This is a genomic window from Hydrogenophaga pseudoflava NBRC 102511, assembly GCF_001592285.1.
In the GTDB taxonomy this organism is placed as follows: domain Bacteria; phylum Pseudomonadota; class Gammaproteobacteria; order Burkholderiales; family Burkholderiaceae_C; genus Hydrogenophaga; species Hydrogenophaga pseudoflava.
The window spans coordinates 23,628-38,455 of the sequence record NZ_BCWQ01000013.1 but is presented as its reverse complement, the minus strand read 5'-3'; the positions used below and the strand labels follow the sequence as shown (position 1 = coordinate 38,455).

14 protein-coding genes are annotated in these 14,828 nt (G+C 69.2%); 7 read left to right on the top strand and 7 right to left on the bottom strand.

From position 1 onward, the window contains the following. The first annotated feature begins 49 nt into the window (after positions 1–49). Positions 50–217, top strand: coding sequence for a DUF2256 domain-containing protein (locus HPS01S_RS21615; RefSeq protein WP_084397437.1), 168 nt, complete (start codon positions 50–52; stop codon positions 215–217). A gap of 1 nt (position 218) precedes the next feature. Next, complete coding sequence (locus HPS01S_RS15960; protein WP_084397435.1) at positions 219–1,766, top strand: cryptochrome/photolyase family protein; 1,548 nt, start codon at positions 219–221, stop codon at positions 1,764–1,766. On the opposite strand, the gene HPS01S_RS15955 is transcribed toward HPS01S_RS15960, so the two are convergent. Next, positions 1,767–2,423: a DsbA family oxidoreductase gene (locus HPS01S_RS15955; protein ID WP_066158243.1), complete on the bottom strand. Its 657-nt coding sequence runs from the start codon at positions 2,421–2,423 to the stop codon at positions 1,767–1,769. Positions 2,424–2,500: 77 nt separating this feature from the next. Between HPS01S_RS15955 and aroE the strand changes: the two genes are divergently transcribed. Further along, positions 2,501–3,322: a shikimate dehydrogenase gene (gene aroE / locus HPS01S_RS15950; RefSeq protein WP_066158241.1), complete on the top strand. Its 822-nt coding sequence runs from the start codon at positions 2,501–2,503 to the stop codon at positions 3,320–3,322. A gap of 7 nt (positions 3,323–3,329) precedes the next feature. Continuing rightward, positions 3,330–4,217: an EamA family transporter gene (locus HPS01S_RS15945; protein ID WP_066158239.1), complete on the top strand. Its 888-nt coding sequence runs from the start codon at positions 3,330–3,332 to the stop codon at positions 4,215–4,217. On the opposite strand, the gene HPS01S_RS15940 is transcribed toward HPS01S_RS15945, so the two are convergent. Further along, positions 4,218–5,171, bottom strand: coding sequence for a LysR family transcriptional regulator (locus tag HPS01S_RS15940; protein ID WP_066158237.1), 954 nt, complete (start codon positions 5,169–5,171; stop codon positions 4,218–4,220). 92 nt (positions 5,172–5,263) lie between these two features. Between HPS01S_RS15940 and HPS01S_RS15935 the strand changes: the two genes are divergently transcribed. Both HPS01S_RS15935 and HPS01S_RS15930 read left to right on the top strand, forming a co-directional pair. Further along, a complete protein-coding gene (locus HPS01S_RS15935) occupies positions 5,264–6,256 on the top strand; it encodes a Bug family tripartite tricarboxylate transporter substrate binding protein (protein WP_066158236.1) in 993 nt (330 codons plus the stop codon). 1 nt (position 6,257) lies between these two features. Further along, positions 6,258–7,262 (top strand): alpha/beta fold hydrolase, encoded by a 1,005-nt coding sequence (locus HPS01S_RS15930; RefSeq protein WP_066158234.1) that lies wholly within the window; start codon positions 6,258–6,260, stop codon positions 7,260–7,262. Between the two features lie 51 nt (positions 7,263–7,313). Here HPS01S_RS15930 and HPS01S_RS15925 read toward each other — a convergent pair whose 3' ends face one another. Next, positions 7,314–8,933, bottom strand: a complete 1,620-nt coding sequence (locus HPS01S_RS15925) for a M28 family metallopeptidase (protein ID WP_218016601.1) — start codon at positions 8,931–8,933, stop codon at positions 7,314–7,316. 231 nt (positions 8,934–9,164) lie between these two features. On the opposite strand from HPS01S_RS15925, the gene HPS01S_RS15920 reads away from it, so the two are divergent. Beyond that, a complete protein-coding gene (locus tag HPS01S_RS15920) occupies positions 9,165–9,644 on the top strand; it encodes a VOC family protein (RefSeq protein ID WP_066158232.1) in 480 nt (159 codons plus the stop codon). Between the two features lie 15 nt (positions 9,645–9,659). On the opposite strand, the gene HPS01S_RS15915 is transcribed toward HPS01S_RS15920, so the two are convergent. The 4 genes from HPS01S_RS15915 to HPS01S_RS15900 form a co-directional block, all read right to left on the bottom strand. Beyond that, on the bottom strand, positions 9,660–10,250 hold the full coding sequence (locus HPS01S_RS15915) for an RES family NAD+ phosphorylase (RefSeq protein ID WP_066158230.1): 591 nt from the start codon (positions 10,248–10,250) through the stop codon (positions 9,660–9,662). A 15-nt stretch (positions 10,251–10,265) separates the two neighbouring features. Further along, positions 10,266–10,733 (bottom strand): helix-turn-helix domain-containing protein, encoded by a 468-nt coding sequence (locus tag HPS01S_RS15910; protein WP_066158228.1) that lies wholly within the window; start codon positions 10,731–10,733, stop codon positions 10,266–10,268. A 500-nt stretch (positions 10,734–11,233) separates the two neighbouring features. Continuing rightward, positions 11,234–12,457, bottom strand: coding sequence for an efflux RND transporter periplasmic adaptor subunit (locus HPS01S_RS15905; protein ID WP_066158226.1), 1,224 nt, complete (start codon positions 12,455–12,457; stop codon positions 11,234–11,236). Next, on the bottom strand, positions 12,454–14,823 hold the full coding sequence (locus HPS01S_RS15900) for an ABC transporter permease (RefSeq protein ID WP_066158224.1): 2,370 nt from the start codon (positions 14,821–14,823) through the stop codon (positions 12,454–12,456). Before HPS01S_RS15900 ends, HPS01S_RS15905 begins: the two co-directional genes overlap by 4 nt. Positions 14,824–14,828 lie beyond the last annotated feature (5 nt).

Below are 14,828 nucleotides of genomic sequence, written 5' to 3'. Positions count from 1 at the left end.
AAAAGCCCGCGCACGGCGCGGAGTAGGTTGGCTGCGGTAGAACCGCCGGGTGCGAAACGACTTCAAAGGCAACAAGGCCCACCTGCCCAGCAAACCCTGCGTGGTCTGCGGCCGGCCCATGAGCTGGCGCAAGGCCTGGGCGAAGAACTGGGACGCGGTGAAGTACTGTTCCGACGCCTGCCGGGCGCGCAAGAACACTGCGCCGCCGAATGCCTGAGATGCCCGCTGCGCCCATTCGCCACCTGGTCATCGTGCTGGGCGACCAGCTGGAGCACGGCAGCACCGCCTTCGACGGTTTCGACCCCGCGCAAGACCTGGTGTGGATGGCCGAGGTGGTGCAAGAGTCCACCCACGTCTGGTCGGCCAAACCGCGCACCGCGATCTTCCTGAGCGCCATGCGGCACTTCGCGGCCGGGCTGCGCGAGCGCGGCCTGCCGCTGCGCTACACCCAGCTTCAGGATGCGGACAACAGCGGCACGCTGGCGGGTGAACTGCAACGGGCCATCACCGACCTGCAGCCGCAAGCATTGATCCTCACCGCCCCCGGCGACTGGCGCGTGCTGCAGGCGCTGCGCGGCGTGGCTTTGCAGGCCGGCCTGCCGCTTCAGCTCCGCGACGACACGCACTTCTTTTCCACCGTGCGCGAGTTCGCCGCGCACGCCAAGGGCCGCCAGCAGCTGCGCCTCGAATACTGGTACCGCGCGCTGCGGCAGAAACACGGCGTGCTGATGGACGGCAAACAGCCGGCGGGCGGCCAGTGGAACTTCGACGCCGACAACCGGGAGAGCTTCGGCAAGACCGGCCCGCAGAATGTGCCGGCGCCGTTCTTTGTTGAGCCCGATGCGATCACGCGCGAGGTGATCGAACTGGTCAACCTGCGCTTCGCCGACCACCCGGGATCACTGGACAGCTTTGCCTGGCCCGTCACCCGCGCCGACGCCCTGCGCGCGCTGGACAACTTCATAGAGCAGCGCCTGCCGCTGTTCGGACAGTTTGAAGACGCGATGTGGGTCGGCGAGGTCTGGCTCTGGCATTCGCAGCTGAGCGCCGCGCTCAACCTCAAACTGCTGAACCCGCGCGAGGTTGTGGCCGCGGCCGAAGCGGCGTACCGCAACGGCCACGCACCGCTGGCCGCGGTGGAAGGCTTCGTCCGCCAGATACTGGGCTGGCGCGAGTACGTGCGCGGCATCTACTGGACGCAGATGCCCGGCTACCTGGAACGCAACGCGCTGGAGGCGCAGGCGCCGCTGCCCGCCTGGTACTGGACCGGCGAGACCGAGATGGCCTGCCTGCGCGAAGCGATCACGCAGACCCTGGCGCACGGCTACGCCCACCACATCCAGCGCCTCATGGTCACGGGGCTCTACGCGCTGCTGCTGGGCGTGCGGCCGCAGGCCGTCCATGCGTGGTACCTGAGCGTCCATGTGGACGCGGTGGAGTGGGTGGAGCTGCCCAACACCCTGGGCATGAGCCAGTACGGCGACGGCGGCCTGCTGGGCAGCAAGCCCTATGTGGCCACGGGCAGGTACATCCAGCGCATGAGCAACCACTGCAGCGGCTGCCGCTACGACCCCGCGCAAAGCACCGGGCCCAAGGCCTGCCCCTTCACCACGCTGTACTGGGACTTCCTGATGCGGCACGAGCCGATGCTGCGGCAGAACCCGCGCATGGCCATGCAGATGAAGAACCTGGACCGGCTTGCGCCCGAGGTCCGGTCGGCCATCACCGAGCAGGCCCGGACCCACCGCTCGGCGCAGACCGGCTGATCAGGCCTCCTGGGCGATCTGCCGCAGTGCCTGTTCGTAGGCCTCGGCCGGTTGCCCGCCCGAGATCAGGTGCCGGTCGTTGACGATCACCGCCGGCACCGAGTGGATGCCGTGGCCGGTGTAGAACTGCTCGCGCTCGCGCACCTCGTCGGCGAACTCGTCGCTGGTCAGCACCCGCTGCGCGCGGTCCACGTCCAGCCCGGCCTGCTGCACCGCCGCCAGCAGCACCGCCGGGTCGGCCGGGCTTTCGGCGCGGCCGTGGTGCGCCTCCATCAGCGCGCGCTTGAGGGCCAGCTGCTGGCCCGGTTCACCTTCCGCCTCGGCCCAGGTCAGCAGGCGGTGCGCGTCGAAGGTGTTCCAGATGCGGCCGCGACCGTCCTTGTTGAAGCTGAAACCGGCTTCCGCGCCACGCTGGCGGATGGTCTCGCGGATCTGCGCCTGCTGCTCGGGCGTGCTGCCGTACTTCCTGGTCAGGTGCTCGCCCACGTCCTCGCCTTCGGGGCCCATCTGCGGGTTGAGTTCGAAGGGCTGGAAGTGCAGCTCGGCCGCGATGTCCGGCTGCACCCGCTCCAGCGCACGCTCCAGGCCGGCCAGGCCGATCGCACACCAGGGGCAGGACACATCGGAGACGAAATCGATCTTGAGGGTCTTGGTCATCGGGGCATGGTAGCCCCCATGCGCGACAATCGCAGGCTGCCTTTCCAAAGCCCCTGTTTCCTCCCGCGCCCCGCACCATGACCGACCGCTACGCCGTCATCGGCAACCCCATTGGCCACAGCAAGTCCCCCCTGATCCACGGCGCCTTCGCGCAGGCCACCGGCCAGGACATCGAATACACCGCCATCGAAGGCCCGCTCGACGGCTTCAAGGCCACGGTCGAGGCCTTCATCGCCGCGGGTGGCCGGGGCATGAACGTCACCATCCCCTTCAAGTTGCAGGCCTTCGAGATCGCCACCGACCCGATGGAGTCGGCCCGCCTGGCCGGCGCCGTCAACGCGCTCAAGTTCGAGGGCGGCCGCATCTGGGCGCAGAACTTCGACGGCCTCGGCCTGGTCAACGACATCCAGCGCAACCTGGGTGTGTCGCTGGCGGGGAAGCGGGTGCTGATCTGCGGCGCGGGCGGTGCCACGCGCGGCGCCATCCTGCCGATCGCGGCGCAGAAGCCCGCCGTGATCGCGATCGCCAACCGCACCGCCGCCAGGGCCCACGGCCTCAAGGCGGACTTCGCAGCCCACACGGCCCTGCAAACCGGCGGCTACGACGAACTCGCGGGCGAGACCTTCGACGTCGTCCTCAATGCCACCTCCACCGGTCTCTCCAAGGACGAACTGCCGCTGCCCGCGGGCGTGTTCGCGCCCGGCGCCCTCGCCTACGACCTGGTCTACGGCAAGGGCCTCACCCCCTTCCTGAAGCAGGCGCAGGCGGCCGGCGTGACCCAGCTGGCCGACGGCGTCGGCATGCTGGTCGAGCAGGCGGCCGAGGCCTTCGAGTGGTGGCGCGGTGTGCGGCCGGACACGAAGCCGGTGATCGAGCGCTTCACCATTCCCCTGGTCTGATCGCAACGTGAGTTCGAACCGTTGGGCACAGGTCGTGCCCCTGCTGGCCGTGCTCGGCTCGGTCGTGGCACTGGGCATCGGCACCTCGTTTGGCAAACAACTGTTCCCGCAGGTTGGCGCGCTGGGCACCACCGCGCTGCGCGTGGGCTTCTCCGCTTTGATCCTGCTGCTGATCTGGCGCCCCTGGCGCTGGACCACCACGCGCGCCGACGCGAAAAGCCTGGTGCGATACGGCATGGCACTGGGCTGCATGAACCTGATGTTCTACCAGTCGATCCAGACGATTCCGTTTGGCGTGGCGGTGGCCATCGAGTTCAGCGGCCCGCTGGCCGTGGCCTTCTTCACCTCACGCCGGGCCATCGACTACCTCTGGATCGCCTTCGCCATCGTGGGCCTGGGCCTGCTGCTGCCGCTGGGCCACGACGTGGCCAGCCTCGACCCCGTGGGCGTGATGTTCGGCCTGGGCGCCGCCGTGTTCTGGGCCGCCTACATCCTGTTCGGCAAAAAGGTCGGCCATCTGCACGCCGGCCATTCGGTAGCGCTGGGCCTGACCATGGCCGCCATCACCGTCGTGCCCTTCGGCGTCTGGCACGCCGGCAGCGCGCTGCTCCAGCCCGGCATCCTGCTGTTCGGCCTGGGCGTGGCGGCCATCTCCAGCGCCATCCCGATCTCGCTGGAGATGGTGGCGCTCAAGCGTCTCACGCCGGCCGCCTTCGGCGTCATGGCCAGCATGGAGCCGGCCGTGGCCGCACTGATGGGCGTGCTGGTGCTCGACGAGCACCTGAGCGGCCTGCAGTGGCTGGCCATCGGGCTGGTGATGAGCGCCGCCGCCGGCAGCGCCGCCACGGCCAAACCCGACGCCCACCGCGGGCCGGCGGACGAAATCGTGCAGTGATCAGGCCCTGACCGCCACCCCATCCCCGGACTGGGCCAGCAGGAATTCCGCCAGCCGGTCCTGCGCGGCGCGCGCGCCCTGCTCCGGCCGCAGCACGCCGATGGGCTCCAGCACCGCCCCGGTGTCCAGCGGCACCGTGGCCAACAACCCGTCGTCCAGCCAGGCGCGCACCGAGCGGTAGGGCAGCAGGGCCAGCAGCGGCCGCTGCCGCAGCAGCCAGACCAGCGCCGACAGTGATCGCGTCACCACCGGGTGGGTGGCGGGCGCCGCGCCCGCGCCCCGCACCACCTCGTCGAAGCTCGCCCGCGCGATGCTGTCCACCGGCGGCAGCAGCCAGGTGACCTTGAACAGCGGCGACCAGGACCGCACCCGCTTGCCCGCCAGCGGATGCGCCGGCCCGCACACCACCACCAGGTGGTCGTCCACCAGGCGGTCGAAGCGCCAGCCGCTGGGCACCACGGTGGGCCGGCGGCACACCGCCAGATCGGCCTGCCCGGACGTGACCAGCAGCAGCAGTTCGTCGCGCTCCAGCTCGCGCAGCTGCACGCTGATGCGCGGGTGCCGCTCGCCGAACGCGGCCAGGGCCGGCAGCAGCAGGCCATTGATCGCGGCGCCGGACGCCGCCAGCCGCACCATGCCCTGCCCCTGCTGCTGGCGCGCGGCCACCGCCTCGGCGCCCGCGCCCAGGCCCGAGACGATCTGCCGCACCACCGGCAGCAGGTCCTGGCACACCTCGGTGGGTCGCACGCCGCGCGCGTGGCGGTGGAACAGCTGCGACTCCAGCAGCTGTTCGAGGTAGGCCAGCGACTGCGTCACCGACGATTGCGTCATGCCCATGGCGTCGGCCGCGCGTTGCACGCTGCCCAGCTCGGCCAGGTGCAGCAGCACCTGCGCATGGCGGAACTTGCCCCGGGCCAGGAGGCGGTTGAGCAGCACGGTGGAGGCGACGGACATGGTATTGAAGAGTCTAATGTCTTGCCCTGATTTCTGTCTTGTTGCCGATGGCTTTTGCGCGGACCATGCAGTCACAACCACAGGAGACAGACATGCATTCAACCCACCGGCTGAGCCGTCGCCAGGCCCTGGTCCTGGGCGGTCTCGGCGGCCTGCAGGCGCTCGCGCCGACCGCGGTCCGCGCGCAGGCGACCTTCCCCAACCGCCCCATCCAGTTCATCGTCGCGGCGCCGGCCGGCGGGCCGTCCGACAACGCGGCGCGCATGATCGCCGACGAGATGGGCAAGCTGCTGGGCCAGCCCATGGTGGTGGTGAACAAGCCCGGCAGCGCCGGCGTGATCGCCGCCGAGGCCACGGCCCGCGCGGCACCCGACGGCCACACGCTGATGCTGTCCTGGATCGGCAACGCCACCAGCCCGGGCCTGGTGGCCAAGCTGCCGTTCGACATCAACCGCGACTTCGTGCACATCGCATTCGCACTGGCCGGCGCGAACGCGCTGATCGTGCACCCCTCCACCGGCTTCAAGACCCTGGCCGATCTGGTGAAGCACGCCAAGGCCCACCCCGGCCGCCTGAGCTACGCCAGCTCGGGCAACGGCACCTCGGGCCACCTGGCCATGGAAATGTTCAAACAGCGCGCCGGCATCTCCATGCTGCACATCCCCTACCGCGGTGGCGCACCTGCCCTCACCGACCTCATGGCCGGCCAGGTGCAGCTGATGTTCCTCAACCAGGACGCGGTCATCGCGCCCAGCGCGGCCGGCAAGGTCGTGCCGCTTGCCATCAGCAGCGCGCAGCGCAACCCGCTGCTGCCCCTGGTGCCCACGGTGGCGGAATCGGGCTACCCCGGCTTCGAGGCCACCGCCTGGGCCGGCATCTCGGGTCCGCAGGGCATTCCCGCACCGGTGGTCGCGGCCATCGAGGCCGCCGCCATCAAGGCGCTGAACGGGCCGCTCAAAGCCCGCATCGAAGCCACCGGCGCCACCGTGGTCGCCGCCGGCAAGGACAGATTCACCCCATTCGTCCAGCGCGAAACCGAGACCTGGACCCAGGTCATCAAGACCGCCGGCATCAAGGTCGACTGACATGCTGAACACCCTTTCACTGGGCGCCCACCGGCTGTCCAGCGGCACCGAGCTGCCCGCGCTGGACGTGGCCTACGCCACCTTCGGCCAGCTCGCACCCGACGGCCGCAACGCCGTGCTGGTGACCCACGGCTACACCAGCGGCCCCTCGATGCTCGTGCCCGGCCACCATGTGGCCGAGAGCTCGTGGGCGCCGCTGCTCGGCCCCGGCCGGCCGCTGGACACCGACCGCTTCTTCATCGTCTGCAGCAACATGCTGGGTTCCTCGTTCGGCACCACCGGCCCGAACACCACCAACCCGGCCACCGGACGGCCCTGGGGGCCGGACTTTCCCGCCATCACGCTGGAAGACATCGTGGCCGTGCAGCACCGCCTGCTGCAGCAGCTGGGCGTGCGCCACCTGCGTGCAGTCGTGGGCCCCTCCTACGGCGGCTGGCAGGCCCTGCAATGGGCGCTGTCGTTCCCGGACATGGTCGACGCCGTGGGATCGCTGGTGTCCGGCCTCACCCACCCCAAAGGCCTGAGCGCCGAGGCCACGCGCCAGCGCTTTGCCGACCACCCGGCCTGGAACGGCGGCTGGCACTACGGCGATGCGCGCATGACGGACATGCTGACCGAGCTGCGCCGCCAGACCCTGCGCAGCTACGGACTGGAGACCCTGTTCGAAGCCCGCATGCCCGACCCCGCACAACGCCAGGCCGCCATGGACAAGGCCTGCCGCCAGTGGGCCGAGCGTTTCGACCCCAACAGCATGGTCACCCTGGCCGCCGCGGCCGAGCGCTTCGACGTGCGTGAGCGGGTGGGCGAGATCCGCGCGCGCCTGCTGTTCATGGTCTGCACCACCGACGCGATCTTCCCGCCCGATCCCGCGGTCCGCACCCTGCTCGGTGCCGTCCCCGGCCCGCTGCGCTACCGCGAGCTGGACAGCCCCTACGGCCACATGGCGTCGGGTGTGGAGTGGCAACGGCTGGAAGAGGACCTGCGCTGGCTGCTCGACCCCGCCTGATCCCCCACGCCCGCCCGGGGGCCGGCATGGGGGTAAATCGGTCAAGCGCCTTCAGTTCCCCGTGCGCTCCGGGTGCAGCGGCTTGAGGGCCGGCATGCGGAAGTTGCCCTTGCCGCGCTGGTCGTTCACGCTCGAGGTGTTCATCGAGAACAGCAGCGTGGTGTAGGCCACCGCGTCGGCGTTGATGTCCAGCGCCGTGTCGCTGTTGTTGGCGAAGGTGTCGCAGGCCTGGTGGTAGCACGGGTCGTAGGCCGTGCCCGCCGTGCCGCCCCACAGCGCCGCTTCCTCCGCCGTCTTGATGCCTTCGGCGCCGGTGAACAGGCCGCCGGCCGGGATCAGGTTCTGGATGAAGGCCCGGTAGTCGGAACGACCGTCAAAGTCCGTGCCCTTGAACGGCACGCCGCGCTGCATGTAGAACGACTCGAACGCCTTCTCGATCTGGTCCGACCCGCCCGGGCCGGGGCCTTCGCCCGTGCCGTCCGAATCGTCGCCGTCGTAGACGAAGAAGACGTGGTTGGGCGAGCCGATCATGTCGAAGTTCAGGTACAGCGCGATGCGGTCCTTCTCGGCCTGGGACAGCCCTTCCACATAGTTCGTGGAGCCCACCAGCCCCGACTCTTCCGCACCCCACAGGGCGAAGCGCAGCTTGTTGCGCGGCTTGACCTTGGCCATCTGCACCGCGGTCTCCAGGATGGCCGCCACACCCGAACCGTTGTCGTTGATGCCCGGGCCTTCGTTCACCGAGTCCAGGTGCGCGCCCACCATCACCACGTTGTTCGGGTCGCCCGAGCGCGACTCCGCGATCACGTTGCTGGTGGTCGCCTCGCCGCGGAAGGTGTCGGTCTTCAGGCGCAGCACCAGCCCCGGCGTCGCCGCCAGCTGCTGCCCCAGGGCCTGGGTGATACCGGTCACGCCGATGTCCTCCGTGAAGGCCTCGCCCAGCGTGCCGTTGAGGTCGCCGGTGGTGTTGTTGTAGATGACCACGCCGCTCGCGCCGGCCGCGAGGGCATTGGTGGCTTTGAGGGCGAAGGGGCAGCCACCCCGGCTGATGAGGGCGATGTTGCCCGCGGGAAAACCGGCGAAGTCCGCCGCCTCGCAGCCCGGCGTGCCGTCGCCCGGCGGCGGCATCAGCGCCGTCACGGAGGCGGTCACGTCACCGCTGCCCGAGTACTCCATGATGGTGTTGTCCAGCGGACCGGCCGGGCCGGGCGACACCTGCTCCAGCACCGTGGGCGAGAGCGTGATGAAGGTCTGGAACTGGAAGTCGGTGACGGTGACAAGGTAGCCCGCGTCGCGCAGCACCTGGGCCGCGTAGTCCACCGACGCGTCGTAACCCGGCGTGCCCGAGGTGCGGATGCCGTTGTTCTCGTCGGCGATGGTCTGCAGGGCCTGCTGATGGCGCCGGACACCGGCCAGGGTCACGCACTCCAGCAGTTTGTTGAACGTGTTGTTGACCCGGTTGAGGCAACTGGGAGATGACGATCCAGCGGCCGCCGCCCCTCCCGCTGCAGCCACCTCTGTCGTCAGCATCCGCGCGGTGGCGAGGTCGCCCCCGCTGTCGCCGGACGAGTCGCTGCCTCCGCCGCAGGCCGCCACGAGCAAAGTCGCCGCGAACGCCGCGCCCCATCGCCCCCGGGTCAGACGCCGACCCTTCAAACCGGTCTTCTCCATGTCTGTCTCCTGTGTGTGTTGTTGATGCTTCGGATCCCGCCGCCGTCGAACAACTGGCACCCCGGCCCGTACCGACCGCGTGGGGAGGGGCAGCGTACTCCTGGCACCTCAGCGGCCACAAGACGACTTACAGAAAGACACGAAAGAAACGCCCGGGGCACCGGCCGCCTGCCCCTCGACGCCTGCCGCGCATTGCGGCTATCGTGGTCACCCCGTTTTCAGGAGACGCCCATGCCCGCCAAGAACACCATCTGCCTCTGGTTCAACGGCCATGCCGAAGAAGCCGCGCGCTTCTACGCCGCCACCTTCCCCGACAGCTCGGTGGGCGCGGTCATGCGCGCGCCCGGCGACTACCCCTCCGGCCAGCAGGGCGATGTGCTGACCGTCGAATTCACCGTCATGGGCATCCCCTGCCTCGGGCTCAACGGCGGCCCGGCCTTCCCGCAGACCGAAGCCTTCTCGTTCCAGGTGGCCACCGACGACCAGGCCGAGACCGACCGCCTGTGGAACGCCATCGTCGGCAACGGCGGCCAGGAAAGCGCCTGCGGCTGGTGCAAGGACAAGTGGGGGCTGTCGTGGCAGATCACCCCGCGCGTGCTGACGGCCGCCGTCAACGACCCGGACCGCGCCGCGGCCCAGCGGGCGTTCGACGCGATGATGGGGATGACGAAGATTGATATCGCGGGGATTGAGAAGGCTTGGCGGGGGTGACCCAGACCGCCGCCGTCAACTCGCGCCTTCTTCCAGCAGCGGCACGCCCGAGCGACGCGCCGCGTCTACCACGGCATGCAGCAATTGCCGCGTACCTGGCTTCACCAAGGGCCACTGCTGTTGTCGCTTCAATGCCGCGATCCCGTCCGGAAACAAGCAGACGCACGCGTGCTGCATGTGCTGCGCCGAGGCGTAGATCAATCCCTGATGGCCAGCCTTGAAGCAGTCTCGCGCCAGCGCCTGAGTCTGTTCGATGCGCAAGCTCAACAGTAGTGGGTAGGGCTCCGCCAGCGGGCGCAGGTCCACCAGCCTAAGAGGTCGCACGGTAGTGAATTGAAGCAGTGCTCGCTTGCGCAACTCGCCCAAGCTTCGGCTCTTCGTGTCGCGGCGGAACTGCGCTTCGAACAGTGCGGTATCTGCGCTGTCTGCCAAGTAGGCAGTGACCTGATCAGTCAAACAGAACCTTCCGGACAACACGCCGGCTGGTGGCAACAAGAGCCCGTTCGTTTTGACTGCACCGGGCCGAGCACGCAGCACCTGGACCCGGAAAAACGTCTGCCCGGCAGGCAGTTCAATCAGAGGAGGTTTGAGTTCTTTGAGGTTCATGGGCGGCAGGGGGCATCAATGTCCCTCTGCTGTTGCCAGACCCAGTACCCGTTTCGCATCCACGCCCTGCTCCAGCGCCACGCGGGGCGTCTGGCCATCCAGTGCAGGGTGAGGGCTTTCCAGGAAGGCCAGCAGTGGCCAGCCGTCGGTGGTGCCCAACGCCTTCGACATGGGTTGGAGGTACGGGAACACAAACGGCTCGAACTGCCAGCGCGGCAGCTTGAAGCCACGCCGCAGATGCGACACACCGAGGCACCGACCGGACTTGATCCACGCGTTGATGGTCACGCGTGAGGTGCCCGCCAGTTCAGCGGCTTCTTCGGTGGTGATCATGTCGGCCGCCTGCATTCGCTCGCGCCGGTAGGCCGCACCCGAGCGCAGCAGCGCATCGGTCTGCGCTCCGCTGGCGTAGGGGTCGGCGGATACGGTACGGCGGGTTGGGGCTTCAAGGGCAACAGAGAGAGGAAAAGTCAAAGTGTTCATGTGCGTTCACTGATGCCCGCTGTTATGGCGCGTTGCGCTTGTTGACCCTGGTCTCAAAAAACCCCTGCAAAGGCATCGCCTGCGCTACTGCTTTAAATCCAGCGACTCGTCGCCCAGCAAGCAACTGCGTGAGGAGCGCGATACGTATTGACGTGACGAGAGCTGACAGCGAGTTCAACTGCGTCTTCCATGGTGCTGGATCAAAAAAAGGGAGCAAGCCCTCACAGATCCACTGCCTGCAATCGCGTCTAGTGCCACTATCACTTGCACGGAGGAGAGCTCGATAGAGATCTTCGAAAAGATCTTGCCCCTTGGCACTTGGCTCGATGCTGCGAAGCGCCCGCGCTACTCTGATGTAGAGATCATCAAGGTGAGGCGAGATATCGATTGGCAGGGAATGGCTGGACATGGTTAGGTCTCAAGCTTCTGTGACCGGACAATTTTCAGTTAATTAGATAGCTTTGTCAATTTCGTTAAGTTCGAAAACGTTTCAACAACTTCTATCTTCCCCTCACCGGCTGCCCATCCCTCATCCCGCTCCCCGGATAAAGAATCACCCTCTCCCCCGCCTTCAGTCCGTCCTTCACCCAGGCGCTGTCGGCGTTGCGGTCGCTGAACGTCACGGTCCTCGCGCGGGCCTTGCCACCCTCCACCACGAACACCTGCCAGCCCTCCCCCTGGCGCACCAGCGCGGCCGAGGGCACGAGCAGCGCGCCGTCTTGCGCGGACACGGTGATGCGCGCGTCGACGCGGAAGCCGTCGCCGAGTTTCTGCAGTTCTTGGGGCGGCGCCTTGAGCGCGACGGTCACGTTGACGCGCTGTTCCTCGATGCCCAGGGCCGAGGTCTTGGTGAACGCGACCGGGTCCACGCGCGCCACCTGCCCGGCCAACGGCGGCTGGTTGCGGCCGGTGGACAGTTGCACGGCGGCGCCCGCGGCGACGCGCGGCGCGTCGCCGGAGAGCACGTCGATCACGGCTTCCATGGCGCCGGTGTCGCCGATCTCCAGCAGCGGCGCGCCGGCCTGAACCGGTTCGCTGCTGTCCTTGTGCAGCTTGAGCACGCGGCCGTCGACCGGGCTCTTGAGGGACCAGAGACCGGGAGTGCTGCCTTGCGCGGCACCGGACGGTTCGGCGCGGCCCAGCGCGGCACGGGCTTCGCTGGCGGCGTGGCCGGCGGCGGCCTGTTCGGCCTGCGCGGCTTTCAGGGCCTGGGCCGCGGCCTCACGCGCCAGGCGGCTCTGGTCGCGGGCGGACGGGGCGATGAAGTTGTCCTTGGCGAGCTGCGCAGAGCGTTCAGCTTCGAGCGTGGCCTGGGCCAGTGCGGCCTGGGCGCGCTGCACGTTGGCACGGGCGGCGGCCACGGCGGCGTCGGCGCTGCCCACGCGCTGCTGCAGCACGCTGCGGGTGCGCGCGTCGATCATGCCGGGCGCATTGGGCGCGAGCACGGCCACCACGTCGCCCGCTTTCACCGCGTCGCCCACCTTGAGCGTGGGCCGCTGCAGCTGCGAGGCGGTGGGCGCAGCGACCAGGTAGCGCTGCTGCAGGCGCAGCTGGCCGTCTTCCTCGATCACCTGCTCGAAGCGGCCTTCGGCCACGGTGGCGGTTTCCACGTCCAGCGGGCGTGGGCGGTAGGAGGCCCAGAGGATGGCGGCCAGGGCGACCACGGCCAGTCCGCCGATGAGCCAGCGGCGTTTTTTGGCCGCACCGTTGTTCGACTTGTTCATTCGCGTACCTTCAAGACAGAAACCAGATCCAGGCGGTCGATGTGGCGGCGCACCAGCAGCGCGCTGGCCACACCGGCGGCCAGCACGATGAGGGCGGCCGAGGCGTAGGTGGACGGTTCGATGACCACCGGAAAATCAATCGCGTCGCTGGCCATGAGCTGCATCATCAGCGTGGCCAGGCCCCAGCCGGCCAGCGCCCCCAGCGGCAGCGCCACCAGCAGCTCGGCCGCCAGCTCGGCCAGCAGCAGCACCGACACTTCGGCCCGCGTCATGCCCAGCACGCGCAGGCTGGCCAGTTCCCACGCGCGTTCCGAGAGCGAGATGCGCGCGGCGTTGTAGATGATGCCCACCGCCATGGCCACCGCAAACAGCGTGAGGATGCCGCTGAACACGCCCATGTTGCGTTCGGTGCGGTGGTTGAACTCGGCCATGGAGCTGGCCTTGTCGAACACCGAGTTGATGCCGGGCGCCGCCTTCACCGCGGCCCAGAAGGCGGGCATGGCGGCCGGGTCCACCTGCAGCGCCGCGTCGGCCACGCCGTCGCCATCGCCGGCCAGGCGGTTGAGGGTGTCCAGGTTCATGTAGAGCAGCTGGCCGAACATGGTGCGCGCGATGTCAACCACCTCCACCTCCACGCTGCGCCGGCTCCACAGGCGGAACTGCAGCGTGATGCGGTCGCCCACCTGGGCGCCGAGCTCGCGCGCCAGCAGGCCCGAGAGCACCACGCCGTGCGCCGGCAGGGCCAGCGCGCCGCGGTCTTCGTCCACCAGGCGCATCAGCCTGGCGTTGCCGCGCAGGGCCATCACCGCGGTGTCGTGGCTGCGCCCGCGCAGCGTCACCTTCACCGGCTCGGTGCGGTAGACCTCGGCGTCGAGCACGCCGGGCAGGCGCTGCAGGTCGCGCACCACGGTCACGGGCACCGGCCGGTGGAAGTTGACCAGCACGTCGCCCTGCTGCACCTGACGGAACTGCACGTCCACGATGTGGGCGATGGCGTCCAGCCAGAACGCGCCCGAGATCTGCAGCGCGACGGCCAGCGCGATGCCGGTGACGGTGAAGGCGGCGCGCAGCGGCCGGCGTTCGAGGTTGCGCACCACCATGCGCGCGCTGGTGGACAGGAAGCGCCCCAGGCCCAGGCGCTCGACCAGCGTGGCGGTGTAGGCCGGCGGCGCGGGCGGCAGCATGGCCTGCGCCGGCCGCAGCCGCACCACGGCGTGGATGGCGGTCCAGGTGCCGGCGGCGGCGGCCAGCCCGGCGATGGCGGCCGAGAGCAGGACCAGTGTGGTGTCGGTGGCGTAGGCCAAGCGGTTGAAGCGGAACACCTCGTCGTACAGGCTGAGCATGCCTCGGCCGATCAGCTGGCTCAGGCCCAGGCCCACCACGACGCCCAGCCCGGCGATGACCAGCGCGAGCTGGATGTAGTGCCACGCGATAGCGCCGTCGGCGTAGCCCAGGGCCTTGAGCGCGGCGATCTGGCTGCGCTGCGTGGCCACCTGGCGGCTGAGCACCACGTTGAGGATGAACATGGCCACGGCCAGGAAGATGGCCGGCAGCACCGTGCCCATGACCTTGAGCTGCGCCAGTTCGTCGCTGACGATCTTGGTGGAGAGCTGCCGGTCGCGCCCCACGGCGCCGATGCTGCCGTAGGGTTCGAGCAGGCGGTCCAGCGGCGTGAGCACGGCGCGTTCGGGCACGCCGGCTTCGAGCCGCAGCGAGGCCTGGTTGAACGCGCCCTGCATGTCGAACAGCTCGGTCATGCGGGCGCCGTCGATCCACCAGATGCCAAATCCCGTGTCGTCGGGCGCCCCGCCCTGCGAGGCGAACACGTATTCGGGCGTGGCGGCCGTGCCCACCAGGTGGATGCGCTCGCGCCGGCCGTTGAGGATGGCGTGCACCACGTCGCCGGGCTTGAGGCTGCGGGCGGCGGCGAAGCGGTCGCTGACCAGGGCTTCGAGCTGGGCCCCGCGCTCGGGCCAGCGCCCCTGCTTGAGGCTGAGCGCATTCAGCCCCTGGCGCCCGGCCTGCGCGGCCGACAGGTCCAGCCCGATGAAGCGGCCGGTGACCGGCTGCACCACTTCGGGCAGGTCCACCTGGGCGTCGAACACCACGGCGAGCTTGACCTCGGCCACGCCGGGGATGGCGCGGATGCGTTCGCCCAGCGACACCGGCGCGCGCTTGATGCCGGCGAACAGGTCGGCCAGGCGGTTGTCCGCGTAGAAGGCATCGCGCGAGGTCTTGAGCGAGTCGTGCACCGCGAACATGCCGACGAAGCCCGCCACGCCGATGGCCACCACCACCGCGATGGTGAGCACCTGCGCACGCAGGCGCCTGAGGTCGCGCCAGAGTTTGGTGTGCAGCGTGCTCATCTCGG

What these genes read in the sequence shown, in the direction of transcription:
- HPS01S_RS15920 (WP_066158232.1), top strand. Translation starts at nt 9,165, where the DNA reads ATGCCCGCCAAGAACACCATCTGCCTCTGGTTCAACGGCCATGCCGAA.
- HPS01S_RS15925 (WP_218016601.1), bottom strand. Translation starts at nt 8,933, where the DNA reads ATGGAGAAGACCGGTTTGAAGGGTCGGCGTCTGACCCGGGGGCGATGG.
- HPS01S_RS15960 (WP_084397435.1), top strand. Translation starts at nt 219, where the DNA reads ATGCCCGCTGCGCCCATTCGCCACCTGGTCATCGTGCTGGGCGACCAG.
- aroE (WP_066158241.1), top strand. Translation starts at nt 2,501, where the DNA reads ATGACCGACCGCTACGCCGTCATCGGCAACCCCATTGGCCACAGCAAG.
- HPS01S_RS15900 (WP_066158224.1), bottom strand. Translation starts at nt 14,823, where the DNA reads ATGAGCACGCTGCACACCAAACTCTGGCGCGACCTCAGGCGCCTGCGT.
- HPS01S_RS15955 (WP_066158243.1), bottom strand. Translation starts at nt 2,423, where the DNA reads ATGACCAAGACCCTCAAGATCGATTTCGTCTCCGATGTGTCCTGCCCC.
- HPS01S_RS15935 (WP_066158236.1), top strand. Translation starts at nt 5,264, where the DNA reads ATGCATTCAACCCACCGGCTGAGCCGTCGCCAGGCCCTGGTCCTGGGC.
- HPS01S_RS15930 (WP_066158234.1), top strand. Translation starts at nt 6,258, where the DNA reads ATGCTGAACACCCTTTCACTGGGCGCCCACCGGCTGTCCAGCGGCACC.
- HPS01S_RS15940 (WP_066158237.1), bottom strand. Translation starts at nt 5,171, where the DNA reads ATGTCCGTCGCCTCCACCGTGCTGCTCAACCGCCTCCTGGCCCGGGGC.
- HPS01S_RS15915 (WP_066158230.1), bottom strand. Translation starts at nt 10,250, where the DNA reads ATGAACCTCAAAGAACTCAAACCTCCTCTGATTGAACTGCCTGCCGGG.
- HPS01S_RS15910 (WP_066158228.1), bottom strand. Translation starts at nt 10,733, where the DNA reads ATGAACACTTTGACTTTTCCTCTCTCTGTTGCCCTTGAAGCCCCAACC.
- HPS01S_RS15905 (WP_066158226.1), bottom strand. Translation starts at nt 12,457, where the DNA reads ATGAACAAGTCGAACAACGGTGCGGCCAAAAAACGCCGCTGGCTCATC.